At 63.9% G+C, this 19,608-nt stretch carries 19 protein-coding genes; 9 read left to right on the forward strand and 10 right to left on the reverse strand.

The window, feature by feature from the left end:
* Window positions 1-87 precede the first annotated feature (87 nt).
* From AAIL66_RS03095 to AAIL66_RS03110, 4 genes are all read left to right on the forward strand, one after another.
* A complete protein-coding gene (locus AAIL66_RS03095; protein ID WP_003068601.1) occupies window positions 88-1,647 on the forward strand; it encodes a sensor domain-containing diguanylate cyclase in 1,560 nt (519 codons plus the stop codon).
* A 304-nt stretch (window positions 1,648-1,951) separates the two neighbouring features.
* On the forward strand, window positions 1,952-3,547 hold the full coding sequence (locus AAIL66_RS03100) for a flavin monoamine oxidase family protein (protein WP_034354871.1): 1,596 nt from the start codon (window positions 1,952-1,954) through the stop codon (window positions 3,545-3,547).
* Window positions 3,548-3,577: 30 nt separating this feature from the next.
* The gene (locus tag AAIL66_RS03105) at window positions 3,578-4,075 is read left to right on the forward strand and encodes a c-type cytochrome (protein ID WP_034354874.1); all 498 of its coding nucleotides are present in this window, start codon (window positions 3,578-3,580) and stop codon (window positions 4,073-4,075) included.
* Window positions 4,076-4,093: 18 nt separating this feature from the next.
* A complete protein-coding gene (locus tag AAIL66_RS03110) occupies window positions 4,094-4,639 on the forward strand; it encodes a RidA family protein (protein WP_343495983.1) in 546 nt (181 codons plus the stop codon).
* Between the two features lie 95 nt (window positions 4,640-4,734).
* Here AAIL66_RS03110 and AAIL66_RS03115 read toward each other — a convergent pair whose 3' ends face one another.
* From AAIL66_RS03115 to AAIL66_RS03135, 5 genes are all read right to left on the reverse strand, one after another.
* Window positions 4,735-6,360, reverse strand: a complete 1,626-nt coding sequence (locus tag AAIL66_RS03115) for an MFS transporter (RefSeq protein ID WP_343495984.1) — start codon at window positions 6,358-6,360, stop codon at window positions 4,735-4,737.
* The gene (locus tag AAIL66_RS03120) at window positions 6,350-6,568 is read right to left on the reverse strand and encodes a hypothetical protein (protein WP_034404448.1); all 219 of its coding nucleotides are present in this window, start codon (window positions 6,566-6,568) and stop codon (window positions 6,350-6,352) included. Before AAIL66_RS03120 ends, AAIL66_RS03115 begins: the two co-directional genes overlap by 11 nt.
* Window position 6,569: 1 nt before the next feature.
* A complete protein-coding gene (locus tag AAIL66_RS03125) occupies window positions 6,570-8,459 on the reverse strand; it encodes an amidohydrolase (RefSeq protein WP_343495985.1) in 1,890 nt (629 codons plus the stop codon).
* 151 nt (window positions 8,460-8,610) lie between these two features.
* Complete coding sequence (locus tag AAIL66_RS03130) at window positions 8,611-9,288, reverse strand: isochorismatase family protein (protein WP_003068587.1); 678 nt, start codon at window positions 9,286-9,288, stop codon at window positions 8,611-8,613.
* A gap of 71 nt (window positions 9,289-9,359) precedes the next feature.
* Entirely contained in the window at window positions 9,360-10,079 is a 720-nt protein-coding gene (locus AAIL66_RS03135) for a pirin family protein (RefSeq protein WP_034404453.1), read from the reverse strand.
* Window positions 10,080-10,257: 178 nt separating this feature from the next.
* Here AAIL66_RS03135 and AAIL66_RS03140 point away from each other — a divergent pair, with 178 nt between their 5' ends.
* Window positions 10,258-11,160: a LysR family transcriptional regulator gene (locus tag AAIL66_RS03140; RefSeq protein ID WP_034404455.1), complete on the forward strand. Its 903-nt coding sequence runs from the start codon at window positions 10,258-10,260 to the stop codon at window positions 11,158-11,160.
* Window positions 11,161-11,270: 110 nt separating this feature from the next.
* On the opposite strand, the gene AAIL66_RS03145 is transcribed toward AAIL66_RS03140, so the two are convergent.
* From AAIL66_RS03145 to AAIL66_RS03155, 3 genes are all read right to left on the reverse strand, one after another.
* Window positions 11,271-12,245 (reverse strand): tripartite tricarboxylate transporter substrate binding protein, encoded by a 975-nt coding sequence (locus AAIL66_RS03145; protein WP_034391286.1) that lies wholly within the window; start codon window positions 12,243-12,245, stop codon window positions 11,271-11,273.
* A gap of 98 nt (window positions 12,246-12,343) precedes the next feature.
* A complete protein-coding gene (locus AAIL66_RS03150) occupies window positions 12,344-13,378 on the reverse strand; it encodes a TraB/GumN family protein (protein WP_343495986.1) in 1,035 nt (344 codons plus the stop codon).
* Window positions 13,379-13,402: 24 nt separating this feature from the next.
* Window positions 13,403-14,473 carry a fumarylacetoacetate hydrolase family protein gene (locus AAIL66_RS03155; RefSeq protein WP_045838792.1) on the reverse strand — a complete coding sequence of 357 codons (1,071 nt, stop codon included), beginning with the start codon at window positions 14,471-14,473 and terminating at the stop codon, window positions 13,403-13,405.
* 109 nt (window positions 14,474-14,582) lie between these two features.
* Here AAIL66_RS03155 and AAIL66_RS03160 point away from each other — a divergent pair, with 109 nt between their 5' ends.
* From AAIL66_RS03160 to AAIL66_RS03170, 3 genes are all read left to right on the forward strand, one after another.
* Window positions 14,583-15,374 carry an IclR family transcriptional regulator gene (locus tag AAIL66_RS03160; protein ID WP_034354893.1) on the forward strand — a complete coding sequence of 264 codons (792 nt, stop codon included), beginning with the start codon at window positions 14,583-14,585 and terminating at the stop codon, window positions 15,372-15,374.
* Window positions 15,375-15,399: 25 nt separating this feature from the next.
* Window positions 15,400-16,551, forward strand: coding sequence for a DUF3108 domain-containing protein (locus AAIL66_RS03165; RefSeq protein ID WP_343495987.1), 1,152 nt, complete (start codon window positions 15,400-15,402; stop codon window positions 16,549-16,551).
* Window positions 16,552-16,835: 284 nt separating this feature from the next.
* A complete protein-coding gene (locus AAIL66_RS03170; protein WP_003073714.1) occupies window positions 16,836-17,135 on the forward strand; it encodes a DUF3567 domain-containing protein in 300 nt (99 codons plus the stop codon).
* An 83-nt stretch (window positions 17,136-17,218) separates the two neighbouring features.
* On the opposite strand, the gene AAIL66_RS03175 is transcribed toward AAIL66_RS03170, so the two are convergent.
* Entirely contained in the window at window positions 17,219-17,428 is a 210-nt protein-coding gene (locus AAIL66_RS03175; protein WP_231905886.1) for a hypothetical protein, read from the reverse strand.
* A gap of 32 nt (window positions 17,429-17,460) precedes the next feature.
* Window positions 17,461-18,561: an AbrB family transcriptional regulator gene (locus tag AAIL66_RS03180; protein WP_343495988.1), complete on the reverse strand. Its 1,101-nt coding sequence runs from the start codon at window positions 18,559-18,561 to the stop codon at window positions 17,461-17,463.
* 147 nt (window positions 18,562-18,708) lie between these two features.
* Between AAIL66_RS03180 and AAIL66_RS03185 the strand changes: the two genes are divergently transcribed.
* Window positions 18,709-19,605: a ChaN family lipoprotein gene (locus AAIL66_RS03185; RefSeq protein ID WP_343495989.1), complete on the forward strand. Its 897-nt coding sequence runs from the start codon at window positions 18,709-18,711 to the stop codon at window positions 19,603-19,605.
* Window positions 19,606-19,608 lie beyond the last annotated feature (3 nt).

Consider the following 19,608-nt stretch of genomic DNA (forward strand, 5'->3'; position numbering starts at 1 on the left):
ACAGCGCAGAGCCGCCCTGCTCTCGCGACATCATCTGTGAAGAAATCTCTCCCCTGGCACCGCCGGCTTGCGCCTAACCGGCTTGATTTGCGTCGACTGATCCTGGTCCTGACCATCTGCAGCGCGCTGATCCCGTTTCTCAACACCTTCTATGCCGGCTATCTGGTGCAGCGCCAGCAGCTGATAGACAACACGCTCGAAGGTCACCATGCCTATGCGACCAAGCTGGCGCAGAGCACGGATGATTTTCTGCAGTCCGCCCTGCAGCAGCTGGAATACAGCGCCAATCTGATGGGCGCGCACATGGATGACGTGGACTATCTGGCCAAGGAGGCCACACGTCTGCGCCTGCAAACCAAGAGCTTCAACTCCGTCACCATCATCGACCCAACGGGCTATGTGCTGGCGACATCGCCCGAAACCCTGCAGATCAAGGGCAAGACGCTGCAAAGCGCCGGAGTGACACAGACATTGAGCACTCGCGGGCCCGTCATCAGCCAGCCCTATATGTCCACGGCCGGCAACTACATCGTCTTTGTCTCGCAGCCCATTTTCGACCCTCAGGGCGAATTCCTGGGAGCGGTAGGCGGCAGCATCTACCTCAAGGAAGACAGCATCCTCGACACCCTGCTGGGCTCGCACTTCTACCAGGATGGCACCTATGTCTATGTGGTGGACCAGAACAAGCACATCATCTATCACCCCGACAACCACCGTATCGGCGATCAGGTGATCAACAACGATGTCATCAACGCCGTGATCCGAGGCGAGTCGGGTACGGCGCCAGTCGTCAACAGCAAGGGAGTGGAAATGCTGGCCGGCTATGCCGTCATCCATGCCTCGGGATGGGGCATTGTGGCCCAGCGCCCCAAGGCGGCCACGCTGGCCCCGCTCAACAAGCTGATGCGCTCCGTGCTCTACAAGACCCTGCCCATCGCCCTGCTGATGCTGGTGGTCATCTGGTGGAGCGCGCGCCGCATTGCCAGCCCGCTGCGCCAGCTCGCCAATGGCGCTCACGATATGGACAAGCCCGAGACGGCGCAGAACATCCAGGCCGTCAAGTCCTGGTACTTCGAGTCCTACGAACTCAAGAAAGCCATGCTCAAGGGCCTGGGCCTGCTGCAACGCAATATCACCAAGCTGCGCGAGGACGTGAACACCGATCCGTTGACCGGGCTGGGCAATCGCCGCCATCTGGAGGCAGCCATCAGCGCCTTTCAGACGCAAGCGCTGCCGTTCTCGGTGATTGCCATCGACATCGACCACTTCAAGCATATCAACGACGGTTTTGGCCACGACACAGGCGACGAGGTACTCAGACAGCTCGCACGCACCATGCGCGAGGTCTCGCGTGTCGATGACCTGCCCTGCCGCGTGGGTGGCGAGGAGTTTCTGCTGCTGCTGCCCGGCACGGGGCTGGAGGCCGCCGCCCATGCCGCCGAGCGCCTGCGTCAGCTGGTCGAGAAAATGGAGATACCGCCAGTGGGCCATATCACCATCTCGCTGGGCGTGGCCCACTGGCCCGACAGCGATCCCGATATCAAGGCCGTCTTCCAGCAGGCCGATGCCATGCTCTATGCCGCCAAGCGGGGTGGACGCAATCGTGTCATGGTCAGTAAGGCCTGCGAGCCTCCCAGCGAGCTCTGAGCCCGGCAGCACCGTAGTTCCGCTCCCACACTCAAGGCGTATCCGCTGTCACAGCCGATACGCTTTTTTTGCAGCTTATTGTGTGACTCCGTTGCACCAATTTGGCCACTGACGCTTCAAATTAGTGAGCATGCACCACAAGCGTTAAAAGGATTGAGTGCAAATTGATCTGAATTCCATAACAAGTAACTGATTTCATTGAACTAATGCCTTGAGCCCTCTGACCTGGCACAGCTCTTGCTGAAAACCCTTGCCCCGCAACCCCGGATGGACAGCGGAATACACAACAGCAAAGGAATTTCAGATGCCAGAGCCAAGCAAGCATGTCAGTCGCAGACAACTGCTCTCGATGATCGGAAAGGTCGCGGGCGGCAGTGCCATGTACCAAGCCATGAGTTCACTGGGCTACGCCGCCGAGTCGCATTACAGCGGTCCGGTCAAGCTCGGCAACGCCAGACCTGGCGCGTCGGTGCTGGTGCTGGGCGCGGGCCTGGCAGGCATGGTGGCAGCCCACGAGTTGCGCGCGGCGGGCTACAAGGTGCAGTTGCTTGAATACCAGAGTCGCGCCGGCGGCCGATGCTGGACGCTGCGCGGCGGCGATGAGTTCAGCGAACTCGACGGTACACGCCAGAAAGTGGGCTTTGCCAAGGGCAACTACTTCAACCCCGGCCCCTGGCGCGTGCCCTACCACCACCATGCGATGCTGGACTACTACAAGCGCTTCGGCATCAAGCTCGAAGCCTTCAACCAGGTCAACTACAACGCCTATCTGCACAACAGCAAGGCCCTGGCTGGCAAGCCCCAGCGCTTTCGCCATGTGCAGACCGATGTCTACGGTCATGTGGCCGAGCTGCTGTCCAAGGCTACCAATCAGGGGGCGCTGGACCAGAGCGTCAGCCGGGAAGACAAGGAACGCCTGCTGGAGAGCCTCAAGGCCTGGGGCGTGCTGGACAAGGAGTACCGCTACCGCGCCAGCAATGCGGTCAGCGATTTCCGTGGCTACGACATCGACCCCGGCGGTGGCCTGATGGCGCAGGCCAAACCGTCGACGCCCATGGGCCTGCACGAGCTGCTCGAATCCAATTTGTGGCGCCAGATGGGCGTGGGTAATATCTACGAATTCCACAGCGCCATCTTCCAGCCCGAAGGCGGCATGGACATGCTGGCCCAGGCCATGGCGCGCGATCTGGGCTCGGCCATACGCTACAACGCCAAGGTCACCAAGATCGCCCAGAACGACAAGGGCGTGACCGTGGACTATGTGGACGCCCTCAAGCCCGGCGCCACACTGCAGGCCCGCGCCGACTGGTGCGTGTGCACGATTCCGCTGTCCATCCTGAGCCAGATCGAAGTGCAGGCCAGCAGCGCCATGCAAAACGCGATTGCTGCCGTGCCCTATGGCAGCTCCATGAAGGTCGGTCTGGAGTTCAAGCGCCGCTTCTGGGAAGAGGACGAGCGCATCTACGGCGGCATCAGCTACACCGATCTGCCGATTCAGCAGATCTCCTACCCCTCCACCGGTTATATGGGCAACGGCCCCGCCGTGCTGCTGGGCGCCTATGCCTTCGAGAACTCCAACAGCTACCGCTTCTCCTCGCTCAAGCCGGCCGAGCGCATTCGTCTGGCGCTGGAGTACGGCGCGCAGATTCATCCGCAGTACAAGCAGGAGTTCCTCAACGGTGTGTCGGTAGCCTGGCATCGCATGCCCTGGATCAACGGCTGCTTCGGCAACTGGACCGATGCGCTGCGCGAGCAGCACTACAAGGATCTGGCCCAGATCGACGGTCGCCTGGTGCTCGCGGGCGAGCATGTCTCGTACATCCCCGCCTGGCAGGAAGGTGCCGTGCTGTCTTCGCTGGACGCCATCCAGCGTCTGCACGCCAAGGCCTCCAGCCTCTGATCGCCCATGTCTGCAACAAGGAACTTCACCATGCACACATTGCACCGTCTTTGCTCCGCTTTCGCCCTGGCCCTGGGTCTCTCCGGCGCCGTCCTGGCCCAATCACAGGGCATGAAAACCCAGGATGTGAAAAACCTGCAAACGCTGCAGTCTGCCGCCGTTCTTTCCATCTCGCCCGCCGATACCCAGGCGCTGATGCAGAACTTCTCTGCGGTCCGTCCACGCTTCAGCCAGAGCGGCGGAGAGACCCTGTACCAGGCCATCTGCCAGGGATGCCACATGGTCAAGGGCGAAGGCGCCAAGGGTGCCGGCTTCTACCCCGCGCTGGCCTCCAACCCCAAGCTGGCAGCCGCCGCCTACCCGGCCTCGGTCGTCATGAACGGCCTGCACGGCATGCCGTCCTTTGCCAGCAAGCTGTCCGACGAGCAGATTGCCGACGTCGTGAACTATGTGCGCAGCAACTTCGGCAATCAGTACCCGGACAAGCTGTCTGCCGCCGACGTCAAACCCTTTCGCGTCACCCCATAAATCCATTCAGGAGATCACATGAACGTTCCATCCATCTTCAAGACCGCCACCACCGCCGCCCTGCTGGGCGCTGCAGTCCTGCTCACCGGCTGCGCAGCCACCACCTCCGGCGGTGGCGATGTCCTGCGTTACAAGACACCGGGCTCTACCTTCCCCATCGCCGCAGCCGTGGAAATTCCCACCGATGCCCGCACCGTCTACCTCTCGGGCAAGGTGCCGCCCATGGTGGACAAATCCAAGCCCGCCACTGATCCTGCTGCCTATGGCGGCGACACCGAAGGCCAGACCGTGGCCATCCTCAAGGGCCTGGAAGAGCAGCTCAAGAGCATGAATCTCGGCATGAGCGATGTGGTGAAGATGCAGGTCTTCCTGGTGGCCGACCCCGCCAAGGGCAACAAGATGGACTTTGCCGGCTTCATGCGTGGCTACACCCAGTTCTTTGGCACGGCTGCCCAGCCCAACCTGCCCGCACGCTCGGCCTTCCAGATTGCAGCCCTGGCCAACCCAGCCTGGTATGTGGAAATCGAGGTCGTGGCAGTGCGTGCCGCCAAGCCCGCCAAGTAAGTGATGCACCGACCTCTGCTCCAGCCCCTGGGAAAATAAACTGGGTCGCATTCATCGCCTGCCCCGTCAGCGATGAATGCCGATTCCAGCGCCGCTCAGTGGGCGGGAGAACCCGTTCCCTGCTGGGCGCTGCGCGCATCCAGGGCCAGGAAATGGTGAACCACGGGCCTGTCCGGCCCCTGGTGGTAGCGCAAAGCGGCGGCCTGCAGATCGGCATCGGCCTTGGACACACGACCATGCTGGCGCAGGTGCTCAGCCCAGGATTCAACCAGGAACCACTCAATCACTCGACCGGGCTCGCCGGTGTGTTCGGCCACGCCCCAGGCATAAGCCCCATCGCGACGGCGCTCCTGGGCCACTTGCTGCATGGCCTGGAAAAAAGCGGCCAAATCTTCGTGGGCAATGCGGTATTCGATCTGAATCATGACCGGGCCACGATCATGAGCCACGGGTTCTGCCAGCAGGGGCTCGGGCCAGTGGTTGGACGGTTGCAGATCCGCCTCACCAGCTGGCAGCTTGACGCGGTGAAAGACCAGGGACACCAGCACCAGACCCAGGGCTCCGATCAGCAGCGTGACCGGCAGGCCCAGCTGGCCGGCAATCAGGCCCCAGCCTAGGCTGCCCAGGGCCATGGCACCGTTGAATATCATCAGGTAGATGGCAAGACCCCGGCCGCGCACCCAGTTGGGCAGCACCGCCTGGGCCACACCGTTGAGTGTGGTCAGCGCAACAATCCAGCCCAGGCCCAGCACCAGCATCAGCGCCACGGCAGCCCACTGGGGCGGCGCAAGGGTCAGCATGCCCATGACCAAGGCCGTAACCACAGAAGCCAGCAACACCAGACCGTCGGTATCGAGACGCTTGCGCAGCTTGGGCAGCAGCACGGCGCCCAGGATGGCTCCGGCGCCCACAGCGCCCAGCATCACGCCATAAAAGCCGGCCGTGCCGCCCAGCATGCGCCGCGCCACCAGGGGCAGCAGGGCCCAGACCGAGCTGGCGAACAGGAAAAACACAGCGGCGCGCAGCAACACCACATGCAGCTCGCGGCTGGCACGGGCATAGCGCACACCGGCCCGGAAGGCGCCGAAGAACTGCTCGTTGAGTGCCGAAGCCTCGGCCTTGGGACGCTTCCACCAGATGAGGGCGGCGATCACGAACACATAGCTCAGCACATCAAGGCCGTAGGCCGCCGCGGCGCCGAAGCTGGCCAGCAGCAGGCCGCCGGCAGCCGGGCCGATGGCACGGGCGATGTTGATGCCCAGGGAGTTCAGGGCCACGGCGCTCTTGAGTTCGCTGCGCGGCACCAGCTCGGGCACGATGGACTGCCAGGTCGGTCCCATGAGGGCGGCGCCAATGCCACCCACAAAGGTCAGAGCCACCAGGTATTCCACCGTGAGGGTGTTGGTCTGGGCAAGCACCAGCAACGTGCCGCTGACGGCGCCCAGCAACACCTGCACGCCGATGAGGAAACGACGGCGGTCCAGGATGTCGGACAGCACGCCGGCCGGGATGGCCAGCAGAAAGACTGGCAGCGTGGCCGCCGTCTGGATCAGGGCCACGGCCGTGGGGCTGGACGAGAGCTCGGTCACCATCCAGGCGCTGGCCACATCGCGCATGAAGCTGCCGATATTGCCCAGCACCGTGGCGGCCCACAGCACTGCAAAGACGGGAATGGCCAGGGGCGCGAAGCTGCCCGAGGCGGTTTTTTGGTTATCCGGCATGGGAGTCTCCTAGATCGTGCCAGGCGACGAGCAACATGCCGCCGACCAGGCCCCAGTGTTCAAAAAATGCGTTGGCAGCACGCTGGCGCCCGGCCTGCTGCGCTGCCCGGAAGCGGTCGGTCAGCAAGGCCGCCAGCACCGTGAAACCGGCGAGGGCCAGCGGCTGCACCCAGGGGACGGTGGCTGCGGCATGCAGCGTCTCGCCCATCTCACACCGCCCAGCAGGCGCAGCCCAGGGCGCCCCAGAAGCCCTTGAGATCGGCCACGGGCAGCTTGCTGCTCCAGGCCGTGGCGTGGGCATGGCCATGCATGTTGCAGCTACTGGCGCAGCCGCAGTTTGCTGCCGCGTTGCGCATCACGGACTGCAGCGGCGTGCCTTCCTGCATACCCCAGGCACCATAGCCCTTGAAGGTGCGCACGGGCGACCAGTCGGGCATGGCCAGCGGCGGGGCCGACTCATCGAGGTCGGCGAAGGCACCAGCGCCGTAGACCACCTTGCCGTCCACCACGGTGAGCAGGGCCGAGGTGCCGGCGATGTCGGACTCGGGGCAGGCGAAGAAATCGCGATCAGGAACGATGAGGTCGGCCAGCTGGCCCACCTGGATGCGGCCCTTCTTGCCCTGTTCGTTGCTGAACCAGGTGACGTTTTCGGTCCACATGCGCAAGGCCTGGTCGCGGGTGAGGCAATTGCGCTGAGGCGTGAGCTGCAGGCCACCCACGGTCTTGCCCGTGACGAGCCATGACAGCGAGACCCAGGGGTTGTAGCTGGCGACGCGGGTGGCGTCGGTGCCGGCAGACACGTTCACGCCTTTTTCCAGCATGCGCTTGACAGGCGGTGTGGCTTCGGCCGCAGCCGCGCCATAGCGCTCGACGAAGTATTCGCCCTGGTAGGCCATGCGGTGCTGCACGGCCACGCCTCCGCCCAGGGCCGCGATGCGGTCGATGGACTTCTCGGAGATGGTTTCGGCGTGGTCGAAGAACCAGTTCAGACCGGCCAGGGGAATGTCTTCATTGACCTTCTCGAACACATCGAGCGCGCGATCGATGGTCTCGTCGTAGGTGGCGTGCATGCGCCAGGGCCAGCGGTTCTGTGCCAGGATGCGCACCACTTCTTCGAGCTCGCCCTCCATGCTTGGCGCCAGCTCGGGCTGGGGCTGGCGGAAGTCCTCGAAGTCGGCGGCCGAGAACACCAGCATTTCGCCTGCTCCGTTGTGGCGGAAGTAGTCTGTGCCCTGCTTGTACTGCGAGGTGGAGGTCCAGCGCAGAAAGTCGTCCTTCTCTTCCTTGGGCTTTTGCGTGAACAGGTTGTAGGCCAGGCGGATGGTGAGCTGGTCGGCATCGGCCAGCTCCTGGATCACGTCGTAGTCGTCGGGGTAGTTCTGCATGCCTCCGCCAGCGTCGATGGCACCGGTCACGCCCAGCCGGTTGAGTTCGCGCATGAAGTGGCGTGTCGAGTTGAGCTGGTAGTCGCGCGGCAGCTTGGGGCCCTTGGCCAGCGTGGCGTAGAGGATGGACGCATTGGGCTTGGCCAGCAGCAGGCCCGTGGGGTTGCCGGCGCTGTCGCGCAGGATCTGGCCACCGGGCGGCTCGGGCGTGTCCTTGGTGTAGCCCACGGCGCGCAGGGCCGCGGCGTTGAGCAGGGCACGGTCGTACAGGTGCAGGATGAAGACCGGGGTGTCGGGCGCCACGGCGTTCAGCTCGGCCAGCGTGGGCAGGCGCTTTTCCACGAACTGGTGCTCGGTGAAGCCGCCCACCACTCGCACCCACTGGGGCGCAGGGGTCACGTCCACCTGGGCCTTGAGCATGGCCATGGCATCGGCCAGGCTCTTCACTCCGTTCCAGCGCAACTCCATGTTGAAGTTCAGGCCACCGCGGATCAGATGCAGGTGGTTGTCGATGAGCCCGGGCAGCGCACTGCGCCCGCCCAGATCGATGCGCCTGGTCTGTGGGCCGGCCAGGGGCAGGACCTCGCGGTCGCTGCCGACGGCGCTGAAGCGGCCCCTGCTCACGGCCACGGCCGTGGCCATGGGGTTGCTGCGGTCCAGGGTGGTGAAGCGGCCGTTGAACAGGATCAGGTCGGGGGTGGAGGGCTGGGTCATGGAGGTCTCCGGTCGTTCAGCGGCGCGAAGAGTGCGCCAGATTTCTTGGCGAGCAGACCAAGGTCGCATTGAGGACCGCATCCGTACATGCGTACGGCGAGAACCGCGGGTGCGAGATCGGTCTGCGCAGTAGAAAGATGATGTGCTCTTTTTAGCCTTCGTGGGCGCCGAACATGGTCTTGGCGTAGGTGATGCCGATGCCGTAGCCGCCACCCAGCTTCTTGGCGATGCCCGTGGTCATGTCATAGGTCTCGGTACGGGCCCAGTCACGCTGCATTTCCAGCAGGTATTGCAAGGACGTGATGGGCTGGGCTCCAGCCTGCACCATGCGCTCCATGGCACGGTTATGGGCTTCGGTGGAAATGTCGCCGCAGGCATCGGCGATCACGAAGACCTCAAAACCCTGATCCAGCGCCGACAGGGCCGGTCCGACGATGCACACGCTGGTCCACAGGCCGGCCAGCACGATGCGAGGCTTGCCGATCTCGTTGACCTTCCGGATCACAGCCTCGTCTTCCCAGGTATTCATCGAGGTGCGGTCCAGCAGGGTCTGGCCGGGAAAAGGCGCGGTCACTTCCTCGAACATGGGCCCGGAGAAGCTTTTTTCGGCCACTGTGGTCAGGATGGTGGAGGCACCGAAGCCGGCTGCGGCCGAAGCAACCAGGGCCGCGTTGGAGCGCAGTTGCACGGGATCGATGGAGTGCGTGGCAAAAGCCATCTGCGACTGGAAGTCGATCATGATCAGCGTGTGGTCATGGGGGTTGAGCAGCTTGGCACCGGGCTTGGCGACGGCGACAGGACGGGCGATGGAGGCATTGGCGTTGGTCATGGTGAAACTCCTGGGTAAAAGGTGAGAGAGAGGCTGCGGGAAAAACAGGAAAGCCGAATGGAAACTGGCACTTACAAGCTAGGCAGTTCACGGGGGCGCAGGTCAAAGACCAGCACCTCGGCCTGCTCGCCCTGATCGAAGCGCAGAGCCCCGGCGTTGCGGATGCGGGCTCCGTCGCCTTCGGACAGGCGCTCTCCGTTCACGCTGAGGCTGCCGCGGGCCACATGCACATAGACATGGCGGTCGGTGCCCACATCGAGTTCGGCGGATTCAGCGCCATCGAACAGGCCGGCATAGACCCGGGCGTCCTGGCGCACGGCCAACGTGCCGTCCCGGCCTTCGGGGGCGATGATCAGGCGCAGGCGGCCGCGCTTGTCGGCATCGTCCACATGGACCTGCTGATAGCGTGGAGCGGCGCCGCGTTCGGCGGGCACGATCCAGATCTGCAGAAAGTGCACCGGGTCCTGGGCCGAGTGGTTGAATTCGCTATGCTCCACGCCGGTGCCGGCGCTCATCATCTGCACGTCGCCGGGACGGATCACCGAGCCCGTGCCCATGGAGTCCTTGTGCTCCAGGGCGCCGTCGAGCACATAGGAGAAGATTTCCATGTCGCGGTGGCCGTGGGTGCCAAAGCCCTGACCAGGGGACACATTGTCGTCATTGATAACCAGCAGATCCGAAAAGCCTTGCTGATTGGCATCGCGGTAATGGCCGAAGGAGAAGGTGTGGCGCGATTGCAGCCAGCCATGGTTGGCACGGCCGCGGTGGTTGGATTGGCGAACTTCAAGCATTGATATCTCCTTAACAATCGATGACGTTCACACTTGCTGCAGCAGGCCCGTCTGCCTTGTTTCTCTGCGTTCCGTGTGGCGATGCATGAAGTATCGGCGGCCTTATCGGCGCCTATGCTGAAAGAAAATCCTCTGAATCATCGATAATTTCGATGATTGTTCTTTACGCACTCAAAGCATGCTCAAACTCTCTCTGGAAGCCATCGAACTGGTGGACACCATTGCCCGCCATGGCTCGTTCGCCGGTGCGGCGGAGCGCCTGCACAAAGTACCTTCGACCATCTCCTATGCCGTGTCCAAGCTCGAGGAACAGCTGGGCCTGAACCTGTTTGTGCGCAACGGCCCGCGCGTCAGTCTCACGCCAGCAGGCGAGGAACTGCTCAAGGAAGGGCGCTGGCTGCTGGCAGCCGCGCGTCAGCTCGAGTCTCGGCTACGCCAGATCGCCACAGGATTCGAGACCGAGGTGCGCCTGGTGCACGACTCGCTGATCCCCACGAGCGCCTTCGGCGCCGACATCCAGGCCTTCGAGGCACTGAACAGCGGCACGCGGCTGCGCATCGGCAGCGAGACCCTGACGGGCACCTGGGAAGCCTTGCGCGAAGGCCGGGCCGACCTGATCGTGGCGGCGGGCGAGGGTCCGGCCGGTGGTGGCCACAAGGCCGTGGCCGTGGGCCAGCTCGATTTCGTGTTCTGCGTGACTGCCAGCCACCCGCTGGCGCGTCTTGGCCATCCGCTGGCGCGCGCCGACCTGCTGGAGCACACCGCCGTGGTGGTGGGCGACGGCGCCCGTTCGCTGACCGACCGCACCGTGGGCCTGCTCACCGGTCAGCGGCGCATCACCGTGCCCGATATGCAGGCCAAGATAGCCTGCCAGGCCGCCGGCCTGGGCCACGGCTTTGTGCCGCGCGCATGCGTGCGTGTGGAGCTGGAGACCGGGGTACTGGTAGAACTGGCGGTGGAAGAACCGCGACCGCCCGAAACCTTCTGGCTGGCCTGGCGCAGCGATGCCCCCGGCCGGGCCCAGCAATGGTGGCGCGAGCGCCTGAGCCGCCCACTGCTGCCCGGCATACTTCCCTACTGAAAACGGCCCTGCAACTCAAGGTGGCAGGGCCGCTACGATGCAAGCCGACGAGGTCTGCGGCAACGGCTCAAGCCATGCCCAGAACCTCGCGAAGCTCAGGAAGGAGGCGATCAGTCCAGCTTCACGCCGGCCGCCTTGATGACCTCACCCCAGCGCTTGGCTTCGGTGCGCGCCAGCTGGTGGAACTGCTCGGGCGTGCCAGGCAGGGCTTCCATGCCGAAGTCGGCCATGCGCTTGACCACGTCAGGGTCCTTGAGGGCTTTTTGCAGGTCTGCGTTGAGGCGCTGCACGATGGCTGGCGGCAAGCCCTTGGGACCCAGAATGCCTTGGAAGGCATAGACCTCGGAATCCTTGAGGCCCAGTTCGGCCAGCGTGGGCACATTGGGCAGATTGGGCACGCGCTTGGCCGTGCCTATGGCCAGGGCCCGCACCTTGCCGGACTGGATCACGGGCAGGCCCGATGCCAGATCCAGGAACATGCAAGGCACCTGGCCGCCCATCACATCGGCCAGCGCGGGCGCGGCACCCTTGTAGGGGATATGGGTCAGACTGGTGCCGGTGCGGTTCTTGAACAGCTCCATGGCCAGATGGTGGGGCGAGCCATTGCCGGGCGAGGCGTAGTTGAGCTTGCCGGGGTTGGCCTTGGCATAGGCCAGGAATTCCTTGAAATCCTTGGCTTCGAACGCAGGGTTGACCACCAGCGCCATGGGGAAGCGGCTGATGCCGCCCACATAGGTGAAATCCTTGTCGGGGCTGAAGGGCAGTTTGCTGAACAGGTGCTCGTTGAACGCCAGGATGGCGTTGTCGGCCGACATGATGGTGTAGCCATCGGGCTTGGCCGCGGCAACGAGCTGGCCGCCGATATTCGTCGAGGCACCGGGACGGTTGTCCACCACGATGGTCTGGTTCAGCGTCTTGCGCATGGATTCGGCCACCGTGCGGGCCAGTACATCGGTACCGCCTCCGGGTGGGTAGGGCACGACCCAGCGCACAGGGTTGGCGGGCCAGTCCTGCGCCATGGCGAAGGGGGATGCGGCAGCAGCCGAGCTGGCTGCCATGGCAGCCAGGAATTGACGACGATCCATCGTTTGTCTCCTTGAGGGTGATGTAGGGGGTTGTGGAATGATTTTTAGACCCCGCCAGGCGGCCTTTTCTATTAATTGATAGCTGCCTGCGCTTGTCTCTATTCGGTTTGAATCGGTTTTGACTCCGATTTCTGTATGGGTTGCAGTTTGAAGCTCACGCGCTCGACCTGATAGCCTTTCTGACGCAGCAGCTCGGGCAGGCCCTTGGGCCCGACCATGTGCAGCGCTCCCACGGCGGCAAACACGGTCTTGCCCTGCTGGAGCTGACGCACAATGCCGTCTGCCATACCCGGATTGCGTCCATCCATGAGGCGCGCGTACTTGAGCCGGTCACGCTCGGTCTTGATGCAGTCGCACCAGTCGGCATAGTTCTCCAGCTGTTTTTCGTTGCCGCTTGCCCAGATGTTCGCCAACTGTTGCAGGATTTCCGGGGACTTGGGATCTTCGAGCTGCTCCAGCCCGTCGCGCACGCTTTCCTGTACCTCCAAGGGATCGTCGGCAAGCAGCTCCTCGAGCTGGGTCTGGGCCGACTCCAGCCCCAGCACAGGCTTGCGCACGGCACCGGCCAGGCTCGCCAGCTGCAGATCGGCGCCAAATTCGACCATCAGCCCATGCTTGCGGCCCAGCTGGCTGACCAGTCCCAGCAGTTGGGCGTCCGGACGTTGCGTGCTCAGATGCTCGGCACAGGCTCGCTTGCGCTGCTGCGCCAGCCGGGCGTCCAGATCTGCGGGTAGCGCAGGGGCGTCGACACGGGCCTGGAAGCCGTCGATCAACTGCTGCATGACCTGCGGATTCAGCACATCCAGCTCCAGCGCCAGCAAATCCGTCGCAACCATGGCACGCAAGATGGTGCGGCCGGGCAAGATCCACTCCCGCTTGCCCACATGCAAAGTGCCGTAAAGCCAGCTGGTGCGCTCGCCGTCCTGCACGCGCCAGAGCAGGCCTCTGTCCAGCATCTGTGGGGCCATGGCCTGCATTTCGGCCGGCGTTGGCGGACTGAACGGCGGCGGGCAACTGACTGCAGGTTCGGCGGCAGGCTCTGCCGCCATGGACAGGCCCGTCAACAAAGCGAACGCTATGGCCGACACGACCTTCAGAGGCGAAATCCAGCGCGAGAGATTCAGACTTGACATGGGCATGGCGGCAGCAACGAGGGCTTAGTCTTCAGAGCTATCCAGAGGCTGAGCTTCGGGCAAGTCATCCTTGCTGCCGCCGGGCGGCGCAATGTTCTGGTCGATGGCGCCGAAGATGCTCTGGCCGTCCTTGCCCTTCATCTCGATGCGGATGGTGTCGCCGAACTGCATGAACTCGGTCTTGGGTGCGCCGTCCTGAATGGTCTCTATGCAGCGCTTTTCGGCGATGCAGCTATAGCCCTTGGGCCATTCCACGCGCTTGTTCTTGCCGCTGCCGGTCTCCACGCCCTTGTTGCTCACCGTGCCGCTGCCCACGATGGAGCCGGCGCGCACATTGCGGGTCTTGGCGATATGAGCGATCAGCTGGCCGAAGTGAAAAGTCATCTCCTCGCCCGCATCACACATGCCGACCTTGCGGCCGTTCCAGGTGCTCTGCAACGTCAGATGCAGACGGCCGCCCTTCCAGGCATCGCCCAGCTCGTCAAGTGTCACGGCCACAGGGCTGAAGGCCGTGGCGGGCTTGCTCTGGAAAAAGCCGAAACCCTTGGCCAGTTCGCCAGGTATCAGATTGCGCAGGCTCACGTCATTGGCCAGCATGACGAGACGAACGCCGTCCAGCGCATCCTTGGCATCCGTGCCCATGGGCACATCGCCGGTGACGACGGCAATCTCTGCCTCGAAGTCTATGCCCATGGCCGCGCTGGGCACGATCACATCATCGCAGGGGCCGATGAAATCATCGCTGCCGCCCTGGTACATCAACGGGTCGGTGTAGAAGTTGGCCGGCACCTCGGCATTGCGTGCCTTGCGCACCAACTCCACATGGTTGATATAGGCCGAGCCATCGGCCCACTGATAAGCTCGTGGCAGCGGTGCCATGCAGCGCTGGGGATCGAAGGGAAACGCGTGGCGGGCCTTGCCGTGATTGAGTTCGTGCGACAGATCCTGCAGCTGGGGGGCCATATAGCTCCAGTCGTCCAGCACCTGCTGCATGCGGCTGGCAATACCGGTGGCATAGCAGGCCTGGCTCAGGTCACGAGAGACCACGACCAGTTGCCCGTCGCGCGAGCCATCCTTGTAGGTTGCCAGTTTCATTCTCTGTCCCTCTGCTCACGGCAGCGGTGCTGGCACAATGCCTGACAACGCTAGCCAAAATTACGATTGGTTAAATTGATTTAACTAAACAAAACACGATTCTATTGCAATGGAAAAGGAACGCGCAGGGATTCAGTCGGTCGAAGTGGGTTTCTCCCTCATCGAAGCGCTGGCGCAGGCCAGCGGCCCGCTGATGCTCAAGGATGTCGCCGCCGCCGCCGGCATGAGTGCCGCCAAGGCGCACCGCTATCTGGTGAGCTTTCAGCGCATCGGCCTGGTGGCGCAGGACGAGCGCAATTCGCGCTACGACCTAGGCCCTGCGGCGCTCAAGATCGGCCTAGCCTCGCTGGCCCGCCTCGACCCGGTGCGTCTGGCGCGGGAGCGCATTCCGGCGCTGCTCGAGACTCTCAACCACACGCTGGCCATTGCCGTCTGGGGCAACCATGGCCCGACCATCGTGCATTGGGAGGAATCGGCGCAGTCCGTCACTGCCAATCTGCGCCTGGGCGACGTCATGCCCATGCTGGCCTCGGCCACAGGGCGCTGCTTCGGTGCCTGGCTGCCGCGCGAGGCGACGGCCGCGTTGCTGGAGCCCGAGATCGAACGTGCGCGCAAGGCCAGGCGCCAGGACCTGCCCCAGACCGAAGAGGCCGTTGCGGACATGCTGGCCGAAGTCCGTGCGCGCGGCACGGCCCGCGTGGTCGACACCGTGCTGCCGGGCATCGTGGCCTTTTGCGTGCCGGTCTTCGATGCATCCGGCCATATCGTGCTGGGGCTGATGACCCTGGGCTCGCTGGCGACTTTCGACCCGGACTATGGTGGAGCCATAGATGCGCCACTGCAGGCGGCCGCCCGCCAGCTTTCCAGCGATCTGGGCTGGCGCGCCGATCCCAACCACTGAAACCTGCAATCTCAGAATCACGCTCATGGGCCGCTCCCCTCAGGCAAGCCAGGCACGCAAGACACTGCTGCCCATCACCGGCTTGGTGCTGGCAGCCCATGGGCTGTTGCTCTGGGGCCTGCCCGAACTAAGCCCGCCGGACAAAGCGGCGGTCGACCAGATCGTGATGGAGACGCGCATGCTGCAGGCGCTCCCTCCTCCGCCGCCTGCACCCGCAGCGCCCAAACCGGCTCCAGCCCCGGCGCCCAAACCCCAGGCCTCACCCCGGGCGCCGGCTCCTGCTCCCGTGCCTGCCCCCGTCCCGGACGAACAGGAATCAGAGCCCAATCCGCCTCCAGTCCAGGAACCACAAACGCAAGAAACTCCTGGAACAGAAGCACCCGCCAATACAGAGCTGCCCGCTGCTGCAGCAGAGCCGGCTCCCGAGCCCATGGCCGAGCCTCCCGAAGCCAATGGTGCCGACACGGCCCGCCCCATCCAGGTCACGCCCGCAGGCAGCGCGCCGCTGCCACCTGACTCTGTGCTGCCCGTCACCCTGCCAAACTCCGCCACGCTGGAGTTCAATGCCTCGGGTCAGGTCAAGGGTTTTCAATACTCGGCCGGCGCCCAGCTGCAATGGCAGCATGACGGCCAGTATTACCAGGCCAGGCAGTCGATCAGCATGTTCTTGCTCGGCGAGCGCGCCCAGACCAGCGAGGGGCTGATCACACCCAAGGGCCTGCAACCGCTCAACTTCAGCGACAAGGGGCGAAAAACCCAGTCCGCCGCCTTTGATGTGGCCAGTGGCAAGGCACACTACAGCGGCGGCCAGACCGATGCGGCCATCGGCGATGGCGTGCAGGACCGCCTCAGCGTGTTTCTACAGCTCTCGGCCCTGATGGCTGCCGCCCCCGATAAATACCCGCCAGGCACGCTGATAGAGCTGACCACCAGCAGCGCACGCTCGGCCGTGCGCTGGCAGTTCCGCGTGGGTGCCAGCGAGGCGCTGGAGCTGCCATTTGGCGGCGTCATGGCGCTGCGCCTGGACAAGCTACCCGGCAAAAGCAGCAGCGACCAGCGCGGATCGGTCTGGCTGGCTCCGTCCATGCAATACCTGCCCGTGCGCATCAAGCTCACTCAGGGACAGGACGACTTTGTCGACCTGCAGCTCAGGAAATATCTGTCCGCGCCGCAATAGCCTCCATGTCGCCCCCTGGCGTAAACCCCGGGAGCACCGCGCCCAAAGCGCTCACTCACCTCCCAGCCAAGGCCTGCAACCTGCATCGGCTCGGGCTGAACGCTGTCGCGCCATTCAAGGACTTGCCTACTACAGATCGGGAAAGCCAGTTGCCCACAACCATGCCAAATCCATGGAATACTGTGCCCAAGTGCCAAGAGCAGGCATTTCCACCTTGAAATGCGGCACCCTGTCGCCATATCCATGGCAGGCATGCTCATAACGGAAGTGAAAGGAGGAACACCATGCAAATGCTTTACGACTCTGAATCCTTTGCGGTGCTCCATCTGCGTCCCGATATGGAGGCAGACGCTCCGGCAGGCAAAGCCAAGGCCGAGACCGAGCAAGCCCATCAACTGCCGCGCCACGGCTTCGAAATCGTGGACAAGCGTTCGGGCAAGGAGGTGTATCTGGATGGCTCCTGGGCCGAAATGTTCCAGAAGCAGATCCTCGCCTGGCAGCAGGATGCCCCCACCGAGGAGGAGGTGGAGGAAATTCTCGACACCTACACGGGCCTGGCCCAGCAGCCGGTAATCATTCACTGAACACCTTGCAAAAAGCCACTCTCTCGAGTGGCTTTTTGATATCTGAAAACACCCTCTAGTGCTTGCTGGAAAAGCGCGAGCCGCTATGACTTTCTGCACAACAGCATCAACACGCAGGCACTCAGCATGCAGCCAAAAAAGCCCAGCAGCCCCCCTGCCGCACCCAGCGCCAGCCAGTAGCCCCAGTCAATGCCTTGCTCTGCGCAGTGAATCTCGCACTGGGGGTTGTGCTCCCAGGCCATCCACATCAGAAGCCCGGCCATCACAAAGCCGGCGCATGCGCTGAGGATCAAGACCGACTTCCAGGGATTTCGCCTACCGCGGATCATGGCCTCGCTCCTGGCAGTGCTCTGTTCAGCCATCGGTACAGCGGCGCTACCAGCAGCAGCACGGCAATCAGCCGGCAGACCTGAAAGGCCGTGACCACGGGCACGCCCAGTTGCAGGACCTTGGCGGTGATGGCCATCTCGGTAATGCCACCCGGCGATGTGCCCAGCAGCAAGGTCACCCAGGGCAGGCCGGTGGCCCAGTACAGCAGCCAGGCAAAACCGGCGCAGACTGCCATCAAGCCCACGGTACCCAGCGCCACCATGCCCAGCCAGCGCGGCGCCGTGTGCAGGAAATCACGTCGAAAGCGCACCCCCAGGCTGACGCCGATCACCAGTTGGGCGGCATTCATCAGCCATTGCGGCACGGCGGACAGCTCCAGGCCTGCCATGGTCAAGCCCATGGATACGGCCAGCGCACCCAGAAACCAGGGATTGGCACGCCTGAGCCTGAGCATCAGCAATGCCCCGGCGCCGGTGGCCAGCACCAGCCAGGCAAAGCCCGGCCATTGCACGGTGCGCACGCTGGGCAGCGTCAGGCCTGGGTCGCCCTGCAATCCCGACCATTGCAGTGCAAAGGGAATGCTCACCGTGACTATCACCAGCCGCAGGCTGTGTGCCGCGGCCACCAGATCAGTGCGCGCCTGCTCGCGCTCGGCCAGCAGCGTCATCTCCGAGGCCGCACCTATCGCGCCCGAGAAATAGGTCGTGGCGCGCAAGCGCTCTTCGTCCATGCCCGGTTGCGCCAGCATGGAGCCTGCCTGCACGCGATACAGCCAGCGCCCAAAGGCCCAGCCCAGCAACAGGGCCCAGGCAATGGCCAGCGCAATCGCCCACCACAGACCAGCGACCAGCTCGGTCACCGCAGGCGTGAAATACAGGCCCAGAGCGCAGCCTATCGTCCACTGCCCCAGATCGCGCAGCCTGGCCCAGCTTTGGGTGGGCGCCCCGCCAATCGATAGCAGGGAGACGGAAATCAGCGGACCCAGCATCCAGGGCAGCGGCGTATGCAACACCAGACAGAGCTGTGCGGCCAGCCAGGCCAGCAGCAGGGTGGCGGCCACACGGGCCAGAAACGCGGGGGGAAGCAATACGGACATGTGCACGGGAATCCGGCAAGGCACGACAATGGACGCGCGACAGGGGCAATGCCCCGCAGTATCGCGGCAAAACTCGGTGGGCAAAGCCGGTACGAAATCTACAGCTACGAAGCCATGCCCCGTCTCAGACGAACGCAATCAGCTCATATGTGGACTTTCCTTTCTGCGGCGCAGCCGCGCCAGCGTTTCAATCCTTTGGCCCTGACAGCTCTAGCCAGCGCCCTGCTGCTGGGCGGCTGCGCCCATCAAAGCGCTCAGTTGACCTCCGACACCGAATGGCAGCAGACACTGGGGCAGTGGGCCGGAACACCGGTCATTCTGCTCGGCGAGCAGCATGACCAGATCGCCCATCATCAGTGGGAAGCCGCTACCGTGCGCCACCTGGCAGCGCAAGGCAGGCTCGCAGCCCTGGTGGTCGAGATGGCCCCCGCAGGCGGCAGCACCCGGAGTCTGCCGGCATCGGCCAGCGACGAGGAGGTGAAAACTGCTCTGCAATGGACTCAGGGCGGCGGCCCGGGCGGCTGGCCCTGGCAGGACTATGGCCCGGCGGTGATGGCTGCCGTGAAAGCCGGCGTGCCCGTGCTCGGCGGCAATCTGCCGCGTACCCGGATGAAGCAGGCCATGGGCGAGTCCCGCTACGACGCACACCTGCCGGCTGCGGGCTGGCAGCTGCAGCTCGACGCCATCAAGGACGGCCACTGCGGCCTGCTGCCCGAATCGCAGTTCGCGCCCATGGCCCGCATTCAGCTGGCCCGCGACGAATCTATGGCCAGAGTGACTGAAACAGCGGTGCGCGAGCTGGGCCAGACCGGCAAAAGCGTGCTGCTGGTGGCGGGCCGCGGCCATGTGCGCAGCGATATCGGCGTGCCGACCTGGCTGCCCGGCGATTTCAAGCAAAAGGTGGCGATAGCCCAATCAGACAAGGCGCAGACTGCTATCGCCATGAAGGCAGACAAGCTGCTGACGCTGGAGGGCAACGCCTCCGAAGACCAATGCAGCCAACTGCGCGAACAGTGGAAGAGCAGACCTGCGCCCAAGTCTTGACGG

The sequence above is a fragment of the Comamonas sp. F1-6 genome (assembly GCF_039581415.1).
In the GTDB taxonomy this organism is placed as follows: Bacteria; Pseudomonadota; Gammaproteobacteria; order Burkholderiales; family Burkholderiaceae_C; genus Comamonas; species Comamonas thiooxydans.